The sequence below is a fragment of the Nostoc sp. genome, assembly GCF_036917195.1.
Lineage (GTDB): Bacteria > Cyanobacteriota > Cyanobacteriia > Cyanobacteriales > Nostocaceae > Nostoc.
The window spans coordinates 21,795-36,823 of sequence record NZ_JBALDG010000092.1 but is presented as its reverse complement, the minus strand read 5'-3'; the positions used below and the strand labels follow the sequence as shown (position 1 = coordinate 36,823).

The window sequence follows — 15,029 nt, the reverse complement described above, 5'->3', positions numbered from 1 at the left end:
GCTGAGGAAGTAAGAGAGTTACTGAACAGTAACTCTTTTACTTTCCGTTCTTCAGTAATTTATATTTAGAAAAAAAGCGTGCGAGTCGTCATGCAAATAGAGCAGCCTTTTAGAATTAATGCCGCCCAACCAGACAAGCTAAAACAATTCCTTCCCAAACCTTTAATTATCGTCAGCCCAGCCGCCGGTTGGAATGGTTTTTATTTTGCCTATCATCGCCAGTCGAACTATCAACTCCCTGAGACATCGCCTTTTCAGCACATTATTACCATTTACACTAGAGAGTTTGAGGCAAAATTAAAAATTAACGGACGCTGGCAAAGTAAATTCTATACAACAACTGATGTGGGTATCTTTCCTGCTCACCAAATTTCTCCAGCAGTACAATTTGAACAGGAATTAGGGTTTATTCACGTCGGTCTTGAACCAGCGATGATTACTCGTGTTGCCTACGAGTCAGTAAATCCTGATGCAGTTGAAATTGTCCAACAACTGCAAACCCACGATCCACTGATTCAACAAATTGGACTGACACTCAAGCAAGAAATAGAAACTAGTGGATTTGATAGTTATCTGTATATAGAGTCAGCGGCAAATCTGTTAGCGGTGCATTTATTGAAACGTTACTCAACGCAAAAATTCCTGATTCGAGAATACACAGGTGGATTACCAAAACATCAATTAAAAGAAGCGATTGCCTATATCAACGATAACTTAGACCAAAACTTGTCCCTTGCAGAAATTGCTGCGATCGCACAGATAAGTCCGCATTATTTTGCTAGCTTGTTTAAGCAATCAATGGGAATAGCACCTCACCAATATGTCACTAAATGCCGAGTTGAAAGAGCAAAGTATTTACTTGCAAAGCGAGAATTATCAGTTATACAAATCTCCCAATTAGTAGGATTTCAAAGTCAAAGTCATTTCGCCAAGGTTTTTCGCAAATATATCGGCATCACTCCTCAAGCATTTAAGAAGCTATATTGAATTTTTCGGAAGATAACGCTAGTTTTCGGAAGATTGCGTGAGACAGCATGATCTTGTTAAAGCTAGACTCAATAGTTATCACCACACTTTCAGTCCATAATCCAAAAAATGACACAACTAAAACCAGCCGAGGAAATGCCCGGTAGCTTTGGGCTACCCATTTTAGGTGAAACTCTCCGATTATTTGCTACCCAAGGATGGGGGCTGACGAAGAACTACCAACGCTACGGGCCCATTTTTAAAACCAGCATTTTAGGAAAGAAATATGCAGTTTTGGTAGGGACAGAAGCAAATCGACTAATTTTGCAAGAAAAAGCCGATCATCTATCTTCCTACTTAGGATGGAAACTGGCTATGGAGCATATTTTCGGGCAACCAATGATGCTTCAGGATGGCGAAGAACATCGCCGCACTCGTCGCTTAATGGCTCCAGCATTTCATGGAAAAGCTATTGCAAACTATTTTGACATCATGCAAACTGAAGTTAACAAGTACCTAGAAAACTGGATAGAAGGCAGTCCAATTTCCATCAAAAATGAATTTAATCAGTTAGCATTGCGAATTGGGATTCGGCTATTATTAGGTGTTCAACTACAAAGCGAAGTTGAGCAAGTCGAACAGTTGTATAACACTTTGACGCAGGGAGCATTGGCACTATTGCGGTTAGATATACCGTTCACAAAATATGGTCGTTCCCAAAATGCCCGTCGTCAACTTAAAGCTTTCTTACAAAAGATTATCAGTAAGCGCAAACTTCAAGGCAACTTGCAGGAGTCTTGTGAGGTATTAGGATTGTTTTTGGCAGCAGTAGATGAAGAGGGAAATGCTTTAGCTCAATCGCAGATCATAGACGAACTGATACACTTATTAAATGCAGCGCATTTCACTACTGCTACATCCTTAACGTGGGCAATGGTTGAATTGGCAGCGCGTCCGCAATGGCGTGAGATACTCCGCCAAGAACTGGCAGAAGTTGTAGGAGATGAACCTTTGAACTTGGGACACCTCAAGCAACTTAATCAAATTACTTATTTTTTAAAAGAAATAGAACGACTTTACAACCCCGCAGGTGTAGTACTGTTTCGGGGAGTTGTCAAGGAAATTGAATACGCAGGTTACCGCATTCCTCCTGGTTGGGTGGTAATTGTTGCTCAAGGATTAACGCATCGCATGAGCGAGATTTATACTAACCCAGAAAGTTTTGATCCAGAACGCTTTGCCCCTCCCCGTGAAGAAGATAAAAAAGACTCCTTTGCTTTAATTGGTTTTGGTGGTGGTGAACATATATGTATTGGAATGGAGTTTGCCAAGATGGAAATGAAGATTTTTTTGACAACCTTGCTGCAACGATATGATTGGAAAGTAACACCAGAATATGAACCTAACAACTATCATCAAACACCGTTTAAAGTAGAAAGAAAATTACAGGCGCAAGTCAGCAAACCCAATCTGAAAAACTAGACTCAACATCAGCTGTATCCATTGCTAAGTTACTCACTCAGTTTTTTATTTTTGAAGCACAAATTGCTCCAGATCGTGAAACTGCCCTTTGAAGAAGCCATACTGTTTCAGTACACCTTGACTGTGAAAACCTAACTTTTCTAGCAACTTTTTAGAAGCTATGTTGTCCACCATGACTTGGCCAACAATAAAACGCAAATCCATTTTCTCAAACCCAAATTGCAAGATACTACCCACCGCCTCAGTCATGATACCTTGTTTCCAAAAGGTACTAGCAAGCTCATAACCGACTTCAGCAGAGTGTTCTTGTGGGTTTACGTGGAACCCACAAGAACCAATCAAAACGTTGTCTTGCTTACGAGCAATTCCCCAGCGAATTCCATCTCCTCGCTCAAGCCGCTTGGCTCTACGTTCAATGACTGCGATCGCTTCTTTAATAGAAGTGAAGCTATCAAGATCATGAAACTGAGTCACGCCTGGATCACAAAAGACAGCAAAGATCGCCTCAGCATCCTGCAACGTTGTTTCACGCAGAAGGAGCCTTTCTGTTTCTAATTGAGGAAAGGAAGATAGTGAGAAATCTTTGCTCATATAGCAACCGATGATCTAGGGTTAGAGCTGACTTAGTACACGCCACACTCACAAGATAATTCAAAAGGCTCAAGGCTGAATAGTCTTCGCCGACTGGTTAAATAACATATCTCGTGATTTATCTGGATCAAGCGCTTGAGTTTGCAATGCCTCAGCTTTCTCATAGGCGCGAATTGTTGCCGGACGGGCTTTAATTGTCTCAAACCAGCGCTTGAGGTGAGGAAAATCCTCTAGGTTTTGGTTTTGGCGTTCATAGGGCACAATCCAGGGATAAGCAGCAATATCGGCGATAGAATAATCGCCAGCCACAAATTCTTTATCTGCTAATTGCTTATTCAGCACTGCATATAAGCGTCCCGTCTCATTCACGTAGCGGTTAATGGCATATTCAATCTTTTCGGGAGCATAGGCGCTAAAGTGATGATTTTGTCCCGCCATTGGCCCCAGCCCTGCCATTTGCCAGAATAACCATTCTAAAACTTTAGTGCGTTGGCGTAAATCTTGGGGGATTAATTTCCCAGTTTTTTCTGCTAAATATAGCAAGATTGCACCAGACTCAAATACTGAAATTGGCGCACCTCCATCGGCTGGTTCGTGGTCAATGATCGCAGGCATCCGATTGTTAGGAGAAATCTTCAGAAATTCCGGCTTAAATTGCTCCCCAGCCCCAATATTCACAGGATTTATGGTATATGGTAAGCCGACTTCTTCCAAAAAAATTGTGATTTTATGACCGTTTGGAGTTGGCCAATAATAAAGATCAATCATGGTTAATTTTCCTTATATTGAGGGTTGAAATTTAAACGCAAAAGGGCGCAGAGAATTCGCTACGAATTAATGAAATGTTGTATATTGCGGTGATTTTGCGATCGCTGCCCAAACTCTGTGGTGAACCTGAAGAATTGGTGTGGGATATTTTGCTTCAAGTAATGTTGCCAATTCTTGGTCAAATACTTCTACCTTTTCTGGTGTCAAGCTGGCTCCCACACCAGCACTAGCCCGAATTCGCCCCCGCCAATCTTCCTGTGTATAAGGTACAAATACATCATAAGAAAATGTGCGGATTTCTCGGAATCCTCCTTCGCCAATGTCTTGTAACCACAGGGGATACAATCCATTACCGCCGTCCAGATTCCACGCGGGATTATGAGCCTTAATCAGTTGTTCTGTTGCTTCAACTACATTACCTTTTAAGGGTATCCAATCAAAATGAGCGATCGCAATCAAGCCATTTCTTCTCAATATGCGAATAATTTCCTGGACGACACGCAAACGGTCAAACCAATGCCAACACTGTCCAGCTGTTACCACATCCGCACTTGAGTCTGGTAACTCGGTATTTTCCGCAGTTGCGACTCGATAATCTACTTGGAGTTGGGCAGATTCGCTTAACTGGCTCGCTTGTTCTAAAAGTGATGCTGATCGGTCTATGCCAATCACATAAGCACCTCTATCCGCAAAGCCCCGCGCTAGTGTTCCTGTTCCTGTGCCAAGGTCAACAATGTTCTGCCCTGGTAAACCTATACCATATTCAGACAGTTTGTTAAATAATGAACTGGGAAAGCCAGCGCGGTGTTTTGCATAATCAGTAGCAGTTGCACCAAAATCAATTCTCATACCTGCAAAACTATCTTTTTAACAATTGTCTAGGCTAGAAGTTCTCTACCCACGGACGTAGTTCTATTTCCCATGTCCAAGCACTGCGGGGTTGGCGGAGAATACTGAGATAAGTTTGAGCGATCGCATCCGGGTCAAGGGTACTATCAGGATTATCTGCTGGATCTGGGCGGTCTGTTGAGCGGATTCCACCATCAATCACGAAATGCGCCACATGGATATTTTTCGGTGCTAATTCTCTAGCAATACTCTGAGCCAAACCGCGCAGTGCAAATTTACCCATTGCAAAGGGAGCAGACAGAGGATAACCCTTGATACTGGCTGAGGCTCCAGTAAAAAATATAGCACCACCACCAAGCTGCAAAAACCTTTTGGTAGCAGCTTGGGCCACAAGAAAGCCACCATAGGCAGTTACATCTAAGGTTTTTGCCACCTCACCAGGGTCTAAATCAACAAGAGGCCCCCGCACCCGAAAACTGGGATTGTAAACGACAATATTCGGGGAACCGACTTTATTTTCAACATCAATAAATAACTGTTCTACTTCATTTGGCTTTGAGACATCAGCAGCGAAACTAACTGTGCCAATTTCACTACTCAATTGAGTGAGTTTTTCAATTTGACGAGCCGCTAAAGCAACGGTGAATCCTTCTTTGGCAAATAGGCGGGCTAAAGAAGCGCTCAGTCCACTACCTGCACCGACAATTAAAGCTGTTGTTGCCATAAATTTAATTCTCCTTGTTAGAATAAACGATTAAGACGTTTATATAGCGATCGCTCAGGGAGCATCCCAAATCTACTTACTTCACCTGTGTTACTCGCCAACTCAGCTTTAGATTTACCCAAAAATTCCACATAGTCGCAACTGCGATCGCAATTAAGTTAGCAGTATATCGGTTATGAATGATTAAATTAAACACAATATTTAATATCAACACGTTTAATCCCAATCCGGCAAGGCAAATAATATTGAATTTTAAAAACCGCTTTAGGCGTTGACCCCCTTGTTTTTGCTGTATCATTACATCAGCAAAAGTCCAAGCATCATTCCAGAAGAAATTATTAAAAATAGCTATTTCCCCAGCAATAATCTTACTACGTGTCAAAGGTAAAGCAAGTGTAGAAGGGTCACTTAATAAATAAAGAAGCGCCATATCTACAAAAACCCCACTCAGTCCCACTAAACCAAAACGTATAAAACGACCTATGGGGAACTTTTGAGTGAAACGTTCTAAATTTCCTGTAGAAAGACGCAATCGTAATAAATGGTGAATATATTCTACATACTGCTTCCATGTAACTTTACTTTCACCTTCTTTGCGTTCAGAAAACACATAACCAACTTCAGAAATCTTACCTACTTTACCCCTACCAATCACTTCTAAAAGAATCTTATATCCAACTGGATTCATTGTTGCACCTGCAATACACTCTCGGCGCACCATAAAATAACCACTCATCGGATCAGAAACTCTACCCAATACTTTTGGTAAGATAATTAATCCTAATAGTTGAGCACCACGAGATAAAAAACGTCTGGCAAAACTCCAACTACTTACTCCACCTCCTTCGACGTGGCGACTAGCAATAGCTAAATCTGAATTTTCTTCTATAGAATGTAACAATTGCAACAGTATATGGGGTGGATGCTGCAAATCTGCGTCAATAACCCCCAAAATACTTCCCTTTGCTATTTGCCAACCACGAATTACCGCAGAAGATAATCCTCGTTCATTTTGGCGACGCATCACACGCAGTTGAGGATATTGCACCATTAATGACTGCGCTATTTTCCAAGTACCATCTGGGCTATTATCGTCTACTACAATTAACTCATATTTATCAGGTATATATTCATCTAACATCTGACTAAGCAAGTTGATAATTTTCTCAATATTTGCCGCTTCATTATAAGTCGGAATTATTAAAGACAACCAGGGGTAATGAGTATTTTTATCAGTAGCACTAGGTGGTAGATTTAAGATTTTTAAAGTTCCAGAAGGAACTGCTAAAAATGAATTAGATTGATTATTGTTCATTAGTTAAGCCTTAATTAAACAAAGAGGATCTGGACAAATTTATGGAGAATATTCTATTAGTATCGAATTCTTTAGTGAGACAATATAATCTTGCTATTTTTACAAGGCTAATATCATCAACAAAATTACTTAAATAAATGTTTTTTTACGATTAAAATTACGTAAATATTCTAATAACTTTAGGTAAATTAGTATGATATAATTATAAATAACTAAGTAAATCGGCGTTATAAAAATCAACTAATGTGACGTTGAAATTACCAAAAAGCTTAAAAATAAGTAATTTTATAGATTTGAAAAAGTTGAATACACATGAGTTTTATCGTGCCGACCTACTTATTTATGCTTACATAACAGCAAAAAGCTTAGAAAATAATTTAATATTTACCAGAGAAGCTAAAATTTTTGATTTTTAGTAACAAGTGATTATTCAGTTTATACTTTAAACAACTGGGAGATAATTAATGTTAATTTTTTTACCGACAATATTTTATGTATTTTTATTTTTAATATTTAGCTCTCACCGAAAATCTCTCCGTAGCTCATTATTGTCATCTTCTATTATTTTGGGGGTAACAATAACTCTAATAACTGAATTACTCAGCTTATTTCATCTGATAAATTATGGATTTTTGTCAGGGTTTTGGTTATTTCTAGACATTGGATTAGTTGCTACTTATTTTAGTTTTTCTAAAAATAAATTTAATTTAAAATACTATCTTTCAAATTATCCTTTTCCAAATTTTCTAATTTATTTATTAGTGGGTGCGTTTTTTGTAGTAGGAATAGTTGGTTTAATTGCGCTCATAGCACCAACAAACAACTGGGACTCTATGGACTACCATATGAGCCGTATTGTTCATTGGATACAAAATCATACTGTTGAGCATTATCCAACAAGTTATACACCACAGTTATATCAAAATCCTTGGTCAGAATTTGCAATTATGCATTTTCAAATTTTAAGTGGTAGTGATTATTTTGCTAATCTTGTGCAATGGTTCAGTATGATTGGGTGTATGGTAGGAGTCTCATTAATTGCCCAGCAATTAGGAGCTGATTTACTGGGTCAACTTTTGGCTACTGTCACAACTGCAACAATTCCTATGGGAATTTTGCAAGCTTCGAGCACTCAAAACGATTATGTCGTTGCCTTTTGGATAGTTTGTCTTGCATACTATGTGCTATTAATTGTGCAAAAAGGTAAAACAACGAATTTGACTGATTATTTTTACCTTGGTAGTAGTCTAGGACTAGCTATTTTGACTAAGGCTACAGCTTATTTTTATGTATTTCCCTTCTTGCTTTGGGTAGTTTTTTCACATATAAAATATTTTAAGTTCAAAGTATGGAAGCCAGGTTTAATAGTCGGTTTTGTGGCTTTATCTTTGAATATTAGTCATTATTTACGCAATTATAATTTATTTGGTTCTCCTCTTGGCGAACCAAGTGCATATAAAAATGAAGTGCTTGGCATTAATGTAATGCTTTCTAATATATTAAGGAATGCAGCTTTACATATAGGAACTCCAATAGGCTTCTGGAATGGAAAAGCACATAAGATCATTGAAATAATACATATATTTCTTGGTCTAGATGCTAATGATAAAAGGACAACATTCGCTGGTAACTTTTTTGTCCCAGGAGGTTGGTCTACCCTGGGATTAACTGGGAATGAAAACAGTGCTGGTAATTTAGTACATTTTTTATTGCTCTTATTATGCATTAGTGTTTTTTTAATAAGGAAAGATTTCCGAAAACAAAGTTATTTAAGAATTTATATTTTCGCTACTATTGCAACGTTTTTAATTTTTTGTTATTTGCTCAAATGGCAACCTTGGAATAGTCGGCTCCATTTACCGCTATTCGTACTAACATCTCCATTTATTGGTTTAATATTATCTAAGATTCTGCAACGGAGAATGGCAATTTTTCTGGCCTTGATTTTGATATTTTCATCATCTCCGTGGATTTTTTATAATAGGTACAGACCAATTATTGATTCTAATAACATTTTTACAGTTAGCAGAATTGAGCAGTACTTTAGCAATCGACCATATTTTAAAGATCCTTACACTGAAGCAGTTGAGTTTTTAAACACAAAAAGCTGCTCTAAAATCGGTCTGGTTTTAGCAAACGATCCTTGGGAATATCCGTTTTGGGTGTTAATGCAGCAAACAAAGGGGAAAGATTTTCATATAGAACATATTAATGTCACGAATATCTCAGTAGTCAAAGAAAAACAGGCACCCTATAAAGACTTTGAACCTTGTGGTGTTATCCATATGGAAACCAAAAAAAGTAAACAGGTGCAACAGCAAGAGATAAATTATAAAGATAAAACTTTTGTGAGAGCATGGAACTCTACTGGTCTGGCTGTGTTTCTCAAAAAGTAGAATTTTAGTGCGATCGCTCATTTGTATGCAATATACTTTGACCTCTCTCCTTTTTTGGAGAGGATAAGCGCTATAGATTAAGAATTGAGCGTGACTGAAGATAACTGTGAATTGCCCTTAGTCGGACTTTGACCAATTTGCAATACACAAACTGCGGCAATCAGACAGAGAACGCCTGATAAAATAAACGCTTGTAAATAACTACCCGTCCAGGTTCTCAATACCCCGGCTCCGAATGCTGCTGTGGCTGCACCGAGCTGATGTCCTGCGACAATCCAGCCGAATATCACGCCGACATTTTCTTTACCGAAGACGTTAGCAACAAGACGTACTGTAGGTGGTATGGTGGCAATCCAATCAAGTCCATAGAAGACAGCGAAAATGGAAAGTCCATAGAAGGAAAAGTCGAAACTGAAGGGTAAGAAAATCAAAGACAAACCCCGCAGTCCGTAGTACCAGCACAATAAGTAGCGATTGTTCCAGCGGTCAGATAGCCAACCGGACATAGTAGTTCCAAAAAAATCGAATAGTCCCATGATTGCCAAAAGACCAGCAGCTTTGACTTCAGGGATACCGTGGTCAATACAAGCGGGAATTAGATGAGTACCAATTAACCCATTTGTGCTAGCACCGCAGATAAAAAAGCTACCAAATAACAGCCAGAAGTCTCGATTACGCATTCCCCGCCACAGGGCATTGAGGGTGGAGGTGATGGAGTTCACTCTAGGCTGTGAGACTTCCACCGTTTCGCTGTTGTCGCCAAAGGTCCGCAAACCGACATCTGCCGGACGATCGCGCATAAAGGCTGCGATCGCTGGAATAATTAGAAGTGCTGCACCAGTGAGAACAAGAGCGGCTATTCGCCACCCAAAGCGATCGCTTACTGAGGCCAGCATGGGCAGAAATACCAGTTGCCCGGTAGCTGTACTGGCGGTTAGGATGCCGAGAACCAGACCCCGCTTTTCAAAAAACCAGCGATTGACGACAATAGCACCCAAAACCAGGGCGATAACTCCGCTACCAGAACCGACAACTACACCCCACAGCAAGACTAGCTGCCAAGATGCTGACATCAAAGTGGTTAAACCGACACCGAGAGCAATGATAGCAAGTGAGAACACCATCATCCGGCGAATGCCGATCCGCTCCATGACTGTCGCAGCAAAAGGGCCAATTAATCCGTAGAGTACTAAGTTAATGGAGATTGCCAAAGATATAGTAGCTCTACTCCAGCCGAACTCCTGTTCGAGAGGCACTATAAAGACTCCCGGAGCAGAGCGAATTCCGGCTGCAACCAACAAGGCTAGGAATGTTAAACCCGCGACGAGCCAGCCATAGTGAAAGGAACGACGCGCTAGGAAGGAGGCTAAGGACATGGTGGGAAATGGGAGTGGGGAGCAGGGGGCAGGGGGAGCAGGGGGAGCAGGGGGCAGGGGGCAGGGGGTGGAGTTCAAAGACTCGTCTGCGAGTATCAAAGACTCGTCAGCGAGTATTAAAGACTCATTTACGAGTATCAAAGACTTGTCCGCGAGTATCAAAGACTCGTCCGCGAGTATCAAAGACTCGTCCGCGAGTATTAAAGACTCGTCCGCGAGTATCAAAGACTCGTTCACGGAGTTCAAAGACTCGTCCGCGAGTATCAAAGACTCATTCACGAGTATCAAAGACTCATTCACGAGTATCAAAGACTCGTCAGCGAGTATCAAAGACTCGTCAGCGAGTATCAAAGACTCGTTCACGGAGTTCAAAGACTCATCGGCGAGTATAAAAGACTCATTCACGAGTATTAAAGACTCATCCCCAATGCCCAATGCCAATGCCCAATTTAGGGAAAGCTACCCTGCATAAGGATTACCAATTCTGCCTACAGAAACATTGAAGGAGAATGGCAAACGACCTGGATTTAAGCGTGGTTCGGCTGCATAGCCAACAGGAACTAAAACAGCGATCGCTAAATCTGGATTATCCCCAGCCCCAATCACTTCCTTTACCTGATCCTCAGTCCAACCGTTCATAAAACAAGTGGATAATCCCAGACTTTCTGCTGCTAACACCAAATGGGTAGCGGCAATCATGGCATCTTTGATGGCATATTCGCGTCGCTTGTTGCCTAGCCCAGCTTGAAATTGGGGGACGGCGGTTTTAAAGTAGTTTACCGTACCTTCATTCCATGCCCCAGTTTCGAGTCCCCGCTCTATAATTGGGGCCAAGTTTTGTTCGCCTGCGTTAGGATCGGCGGCGAAGACAAAGGTTACAGGTGCTTGAACAATTTGCTGTTGATTAAAAGATGCTACTGACAGTGCTGCCTTTTGTGCTTCATCTTGCACAAGAATAATTTGCCAGTCCTGGAGATTATAGCTGCTGGGTGCAGCCACGGTTAACTCTACCAGTTGCTTGAGCAGTTCTGGGGCGATGGGGTCTGTTTTAAAAGTTTTGATGGCACGACGTTTAGCGATCGCACTGGGTACATCTAAAGCTTGGGTTTGAGTAATGGAAATCATGAAATTCTCCTGATAGTTGAGTTATGAGAGGGTTTGAGATTTTACTCTGCTGAGAGTGATTAAGAGTGTTAGAAGAGCAGGGCAATGTAATGTGTTCCTCTCTAATTGGTAATGTTAACCGGGTTAGAGATGTGCTCGTGGATAATGCGCCATTGTCCCTGTCGCTTTTCCCATACAAGCGTCGCATGAGCCGTAATTTTAACCGCCTCATTCGCTATGGTGGTTGCTGTACTCTCAAAAATCAGAGCCGAGACGGTAATGTTATCACCTGTAAATATCTGAATATCCCCAGCTGATTTAACTTGCCACTGTGCTAGTGCTGCCATGAAGGGCTTCCATATCTCCTCATACGATTGCCATCCTTGAATTCGAGTGGTCTGCGGTGAGAGGGTATCGAAAGCGAGGAATTGTTCATCTTGCCAGTAGAGATTGTCTAGGACAGAAAAATCAAATGGTTTATTGCCTGCACTAAACGCAGCTAGCCAATCGTTAACGCGTTCTTTGATTTCCGTTTCTTCTAAAGTATCTTTCATAGTTGACAACCAATTTACACAACCATTTTGTTGTATCTTGGAAAAATCTAAAACTCCTCAGTTTGATTTGATACTTTAGAGTGCGGAAAGTGGGTTTTAATTATTCAGATGAGAAGAATTAGGCATTGACCGCCTGCTCGTTAGCAGCTGACCAAAATGGATAGTCTGTATATCCGTGTTCATCGCCACCATAAAAGCTTGCTTGATCTGCTTGATTTAGTGGTGCATTTAAAGCGAAGCGTCGAGGTAAATCTGGATTTGATATAAATAATGTGCCAAAGGCAACTAAATCTGCTGCTTTGTTTGCCAGTACAGCATCGCCTTTTTCACGGGTATAACCACCATTGACGATAAGTGTACCTGTAAAGCGATCGCGGATATGACTGGTGGGTACAATTATCGCGCCATGTCTAATATCTGCCTCTATTGCCTCAAAAATATGCAGATATGCCAAATTAAACTGGTTTAACGCTTGAGCCGCATAACCGAATGTCTCCAGGGGATTCGAGTCATGCATATCGTTATAAGCCCCACTAGGAGATAAACGTACCCCGACTCGGTTAGAATCCCACACACTAGTTATTGCCTCTGTCACCTCTAACAGGAATCGGGCACGATTCTCAATCGAACCCCCATATTTATCTGTACGTTGATTGGTGCGATCGCGGAGAAACTGATCTATTAGATAACCATTAGCTGCGTGAATTTCCACGCCATCAAACCCAGCCGCTAGAGCATTTGCTGCTCCTTGACGGTACTGTTCTACTATCTGCGGTATTTCCGAAGTTTCTAAAGCACGGGGAGTAACAAAGGGTTTTGGCCCCTCATAAGTTAAGGCTTCACCTTTAGCAGCAATGGCAGAAGGTGCCACAGGTAAAGCTCCATTCGGTTGTAAGTCAGGATGGGAAATCCTGCCTACGTGCCATAATTGCAGAAAAATTCTCCCTCCATGCTGATGCACAGCATCGGTTACTAACTTCCATCCCTCCACCTGTTCTGGTGAATGAATTCCTGGTGTAGCGGGATAGCCCTGTCCTTCAGGAGTTACCTGTGTTGCTTCAGCAATAATCAGTCCGGCGGAAGCACGTTGGGTGTAGTAAGTAGCATTCAGTTGGTATGGTACGTTTCCTTTACCTGCCCTGTTTCGGGTTAAAGGTGCCATTACTATCCGGTTAGGTAGTTCCAGATTCCCTAATTGGTAAGAAGAGAATAAGTTGATATCAGTAGTCATTGGTTGTATCTCCAAATTAGTGAGGATTGGGCATTGGGGATGAGTCTTTGATACCCGTGAATGAATCTTTGATACTCGTGAACGAGTCTTTGATACCCGTGAATGAGTCTTTTAGGACTTATGCAAAAAACCTCTCAAACTCTTATTCCTCCGTGTCCTCTGCGTCCTCTGTGGTTCGATTTTCCGTTGCTTGTGCGTAAGTCCTATCTTCAATACCCGTGAATGAGTCTTTGATACTCGTGAATGAGTCTTTTATACTCGCGGACGAGTCTTTGATACTCGTGAATGAGTCTTTGAACTCCGTTAATGAGTCTTTAATACTCGCTGACGAGTCTTTAAACTCCACTCCCCTGCTCCTCCCAGTCCACAGCTTTATAACAAAGCGCATTAACTAAACAATCGAGCGAATAACGCCACCATCTACCCGCAAAGCTGCACCATTAGTTGCTGAAGCTACAGGACTAGAAAGGTAAACTACGATCGCTGCTACTTCTTCATTACTTGCAAAGCGTTTGATTAGGGAAGTTGGGCGCACATTTTGGAAAAACTCAGCCTCAACTTCCCCTGGACTAATACTGCGTTCCTGTCCTAGCTGGGAAATATAGTCCTCAACTCCTTCTGAGCGGGTTGGCCCTGGTAGGACAGAGTTTACCGTGACTCCAGTCCCGACAGTGATTTCTGCTAGACCTCGTGCAATGGCAAGCTGCGCTGTCTTAGTTGTACCGTAGTGAATCATTTCTACTGGGATTTGAATAGCAGATTCGCTGGAGATAAAAATTATCCGCCCCCAGTTTTGCTCTAGCTGCTTTTGCAGATATTGCCGACTCAAACGGACTCCGCTGAGGACGTTAACCTCAAGTATTTTTAACCAGTCTTCATCAGTAATATCAAAGAAAGTTTTTGGCCCATAAATACCCACATTGTTAATCAGGATATCAACGTGAGGAACTTTTTGAAAGAGTTGCTCTACCCCTGATGCAGTGCCTGCGTCAGCAACAACACCAGAAACTTTCGCATCAGGTGTACTTTGCTTAATTTTGTCGATCGCCTGGGCTACTCGTTCTTCAGACCGACCGTTGACAATCACTGATGCACCCTCTTGAGCTAACCCAAGGGCGATCGCCAAACCAATACCTGCGGTTGAACCACTCACCAGTGCGGATTTACCATGCAATTTCAAGTCCATTTCGCTCTTTCCCCATTAGTTGAAACACAATTCAGGAATTGGGAGTAGGGAGTGGGGAGTGATTGGGCACAAGAAGCTCCTGGGGAAAGCTTAGTGCAACTTCCCCTCTGTTCCCCCTACTCCCTACTACTCCCCTTAACTTAAATTAAAGATGCTGTGCTAAGGTCTTATTCAAGGTGGTTTTTGGAACTGCCCCTACGACAGTATCAACCTGCCGACCTGCTTTAAAAACCATCAGCGTCGGAATGCTGCGAATTCCATAGTGGCTGGCGACAGTAGGATTTTGATCTGTGTTCAGCTTCACAAATTTCACCTGTCCTTCGTATTCAGCAGCGACTTGATCGACGACTGGACCCACCATCCGGCAAGGACCGCACCACGGTGCCCAAAAGTCCACTAACACCGGAATTTCACTTTCCAAGACTTCTTGCTTGAATGTGGCTTCTGTGACATTGGTAATGGATGACATAAATTGCCTTCCTAATTA

At 41.7% G+C, this 15,029-nt stretch carries 15 protein-coding genes; 4 read left to right on the top strand and 11 right to left on the bottom strand.

Features of this window, described 5'->3' with window-relative positions; all coding sequences use genetic code 11:
• Positions 1-90: 90 nt before the first annotated feature.
• Positions 91-987, top strand: coding sequence for an AraC family transcriptional regulator (locus V7K40_RS30980; RefSeq protein ID WP_334966630.1), 897 nt, complete (start codon positions 91-93; stop codon positions 985-987).
• A gap of 108 nt (positions 988-1,095) precedes the next feature.
• Positions 1,096-2,448, top strand: a complete 1,353-nt coding sequence (locus V7K40_RS30975; protein WP_334966628.1) for a cytochrome P450 — start codon at positions 1,096-1,098, stop codon at positions 2,446-2,448.
• 45 nt (positions 2,449-2,493) lie between these two features.
• Here the strand turns inward: V7K40_RS30975 and V7K40_RS30970 are convergent, their stop codons facing one another.
• The 5 genes from V7K40_RS30970 to V7K40_RS30950 all read right to left on the bottom strand — a co-directional run bounded on the left by V7K40_RS30970 (position 2,494) and on the right by V7K40_RS30950 (position 6,695).
• The gene (locus tag V7K40_RS30970; RefSeq protein ID WP_334966626.1) at positions 2,494-3,039 is read right to left on the bottom strand and encodes a GNAT family protein; all 546 of its coding nucleotides are present in this window, start codon (positions 3,037-3,039) and stop codon (positions 2,494-2,496) included.
• 69 nt (positions 3,040-3,108) lie between these two features.
• Positions 3,109-3,807: a glutathione binding-like protein gene (locus tag V7K40_RS30965; protein ID WP_334966624.1), complete on the bottom strand. Its 699-nt coding sequence runs from the start codon at positions 3,805-3,807 to the stop codon at positions 3,109-3,111.
• Between the two features lie 66 nt (positions 3,808-3,873).
• Complete coding sequence (locus V7K40_RS30960; protein ID WP_334966622.1) at positions 3,874-4,656, bottom strand: class I SAM-dependent methyltransferase; 783 nt, start codon at positions 4,654-4,656, stop codon at positions 3,874-3,876.
• 34 nt (positions 4,657-4,690) lie between these two features.
• A complete protein-coding gene (locus tag V7K40_RS30955; RefSeq protein WP_334966620.1) occupies positions 4,691-5,380 on the bottom strand; it encodes an SDR family NAD(P)-dependent oxidoreductase in 690 nt (229 codons plus the stop codon).
• A gap of 76 nt (positions 5,381-5,456) precedes the next feature.
• Positions 5,457-6,695 carry a glycosyltransferase gene (locus tag V7K40_RS30950; RefSeq protein ID WP_334966618.1) on the bottom strand — a complete coding sequence of 413 codons (1,239 nt, stop codon included), beginning with the start codon at positions 6,693-6,695 and terminating at the stop codon, positions 5,457-5,459.
• 464 nt (positions 6,696-7,159) lie between these two features.
• On the opposite strand from V7K40_RS30950, the gene V7K40_RS30945 reads away from it, so the two are divergent.
• Complete coding sequence (locus V7K40_RS30945; protein ID WP_334966617.1) at positions 7,160-9,091, top strand: glycosyltransferase family 39 protein; 1,932 nt, start codon at positions 7,160-7,162, stop codon at positions 9,089-9,091.
• A gap of 77 nt (positions 9,092-9,168) precedes the next feature.
• Here V7K40_RS30945 and V7K40_RS30940 read toward each other — a convergent pair whose 3' ends face one another.
• The 4 genes from V7K40_RS30940 to V7K40_RS30925 form a co-directional block, all read right to left on the bottom strand.
• The gene (locus V7K40_RS30940) at positions 9,169-10,908 is read right to left on the bottom strand and encodes an MFS transporter (protein WP_334966615.1); all 1,740 of its coding nucleotides are present in this window, start codon (positions 10,906-10,908) and stop codon (positions 9,169-9,171) included.
• An 18-nt stretch (positions 10,909-10,926) separates the two neighbouring features.
• Positions 10,927-11,592, bottom strand: coding sequence for a nitroreductase family protein (locus tag V7K40_RS30935; RefSeq protein WP_334966613.1), 666 nt, complete (start codon positions 11,590-11,592; stop codon positions 10,927-10,929).
• Positions 11,593-11,693: 101 nt separating this feature from the next.
• Positions 11,694-12,125, bottom strand: a complete 432-nt coding sequence (locus V7K40_RS30930) for a nuclear transport factor 2 family protein (protein WP_334966611.1) — start codon at positions 12,123-12,125, stop codon at positions 11,694-11,696.
• Positions 12,126-12,243: 118 nt separating this feature from the next.
• Positions 12,244-13,356 (bottom strand): alkene reductase, encoded by a 1,113-nt coding sequence (locus V7K40_RS30925; RefSeq protein WP_334966609.1) that lies wholly within the window; start codon positions 13,354-13,356, stop codon positions 12,244-12,246.
• Between the two features lie 218 nt (positions 13,357-13,574).
• Between V7K40_RS30925 and V7K40_RS30920 the strand changes: the two genes are divergently transcribed.
• Entirely contained in the window at positions 13,575-13,751 is a 177-nt protein-coding gene (locus V7K40_RS30920; protein ID WP_334966607.1) for a hypothetical protein, read from the top strand.
• On the opposite strand, the gene V7K40_RS30915 is transcribed toward V7K40_RS30920, so the two are convergent.
• Positions 13,748-14,542, bottom strand: a complete 795-nt coding sequence (locus tag V7K40_RS30915) for an SDR family oxidoreductase (protein WP_334966604.1) — start codon at positions 14,540-14,542, stop codon at positions 13,748-13,750. The two genes, V7K40_RS30920 and V7K40_RS30915, sit on opposite strands and share 4 nt — an antisense overlap.
• A 145-nt stretch (positions 14,543-14,687) precedes the next feature.
• Positions 14,688-15,011, bottom strand: coding sequence for a thioredoxin (gene trxA / locus V7K40_RS30910; RefSeq protein ID WP_334966602.1), 324 nt, complete (start codon positions 15,009-15,011; stop codon positions 14,688-14,690).
• Positions 15,012-15,029 lie beyond the last annotated feature (18 nt).

What these genes read in the sequence shown, in the direction of transcription:
- V7K40_RS30980 (WP_334966630.1), top strand. Translation starts at nt 91, where the DNA reads ATGCAAATAGAGCAGCCTTTTAGAATTAATGCCGCCCAACCAGACAAG.
- V7K40_RS30975 (WP_334966628.1), top strand. Translation starts at nt 1,096, where the DNA reads ATGACACAACTAAAACCAGCCGAGGAAATGCCCGGTAGCTTTGGGCTA.
- V7K40_RS30970 (WP_334966626.1), bottom strand. Translation starts at nt 3,039, where the DNA reads ATGAGCAAAGATTTCTCACTATCTTCCTTTCCTCAATTAGAAACAGAA.
- V7K40_RS30965 (WP_334966624.1), bottom strand. Translation starts at nt 3,807, where the DNA reads ATGATTGATCTTTATTATTGGCCAACTCCAAACGGTCATAAAATCACA.
- V7K40_RS30960 (WP_334966622.1), bottom strand. Translation starts at nt 4,656, where the DNA reads ATGAGAATTGATTTTGGTGCAACTGCTACTGATTATGCAAAACACCGC.
- V7K40_RS30955 (WP_334966620.1), bottom strand. Translation starts at nt 5,380, where the DNA reads ATGGCAACAACAGCTTTAATTGTCGGTGCAGGTAGTGGACTGAGCGCT.
- V7K40_RS30950 (WP_334966618.1), bottom strand. Translation starts at nt 6,695, where the DNA reads ATGAACAATAATCAATCTAATTCATTTTTAGCAGTTCCTTCTGGAACT.
- V7K40_RS30945 (WP_334966617.1), top strand. Translation starts at nt 7,160, where the DNA reads ATGTTAATTTTTTTACCGACAATATTTTATGTATTTTTATTTTTAATA.
- V7K40_RS30935 (WP_334966613.1), bottom strand. Translation starts at nt 11,592, where the DNA reads ATGATTTCCATTACTCAAACCCAAGCTTTAGATGTACCCAGTGCGATC.
- V7K40_RS30930 (WP_334966611.1), bottom strand. Translation starts at nt 12,125, where the DNA reads ATGAAAGATACTTTAGAAGAAACGGAAATCAAAGAACGCGTTAACGAT.
- V7K40_RS30925 (WP_334966609.1), bottom strand. Translation starts at nt 13,356, where the DNA reads ATGACTACTGATATCAACTTATTCTCTTCTTACCAATTAGGGAATCTG.
- V7K40_RS30915 (WP_334966604.1), bottom strand. Translation starts at nt 14,542, where the DNA reads ATGGACTTGAAATTGCATGGTAAATCCGCACTGGTGAGTGGTTCAACC.
- trxA (WP_334966602.1), bottom strand. Translation starts at nt 15,011, where the DNA reads ATGTCATCCATTACCAATGTCACAGAAGCCACATTCAAGCAAGAAGTC.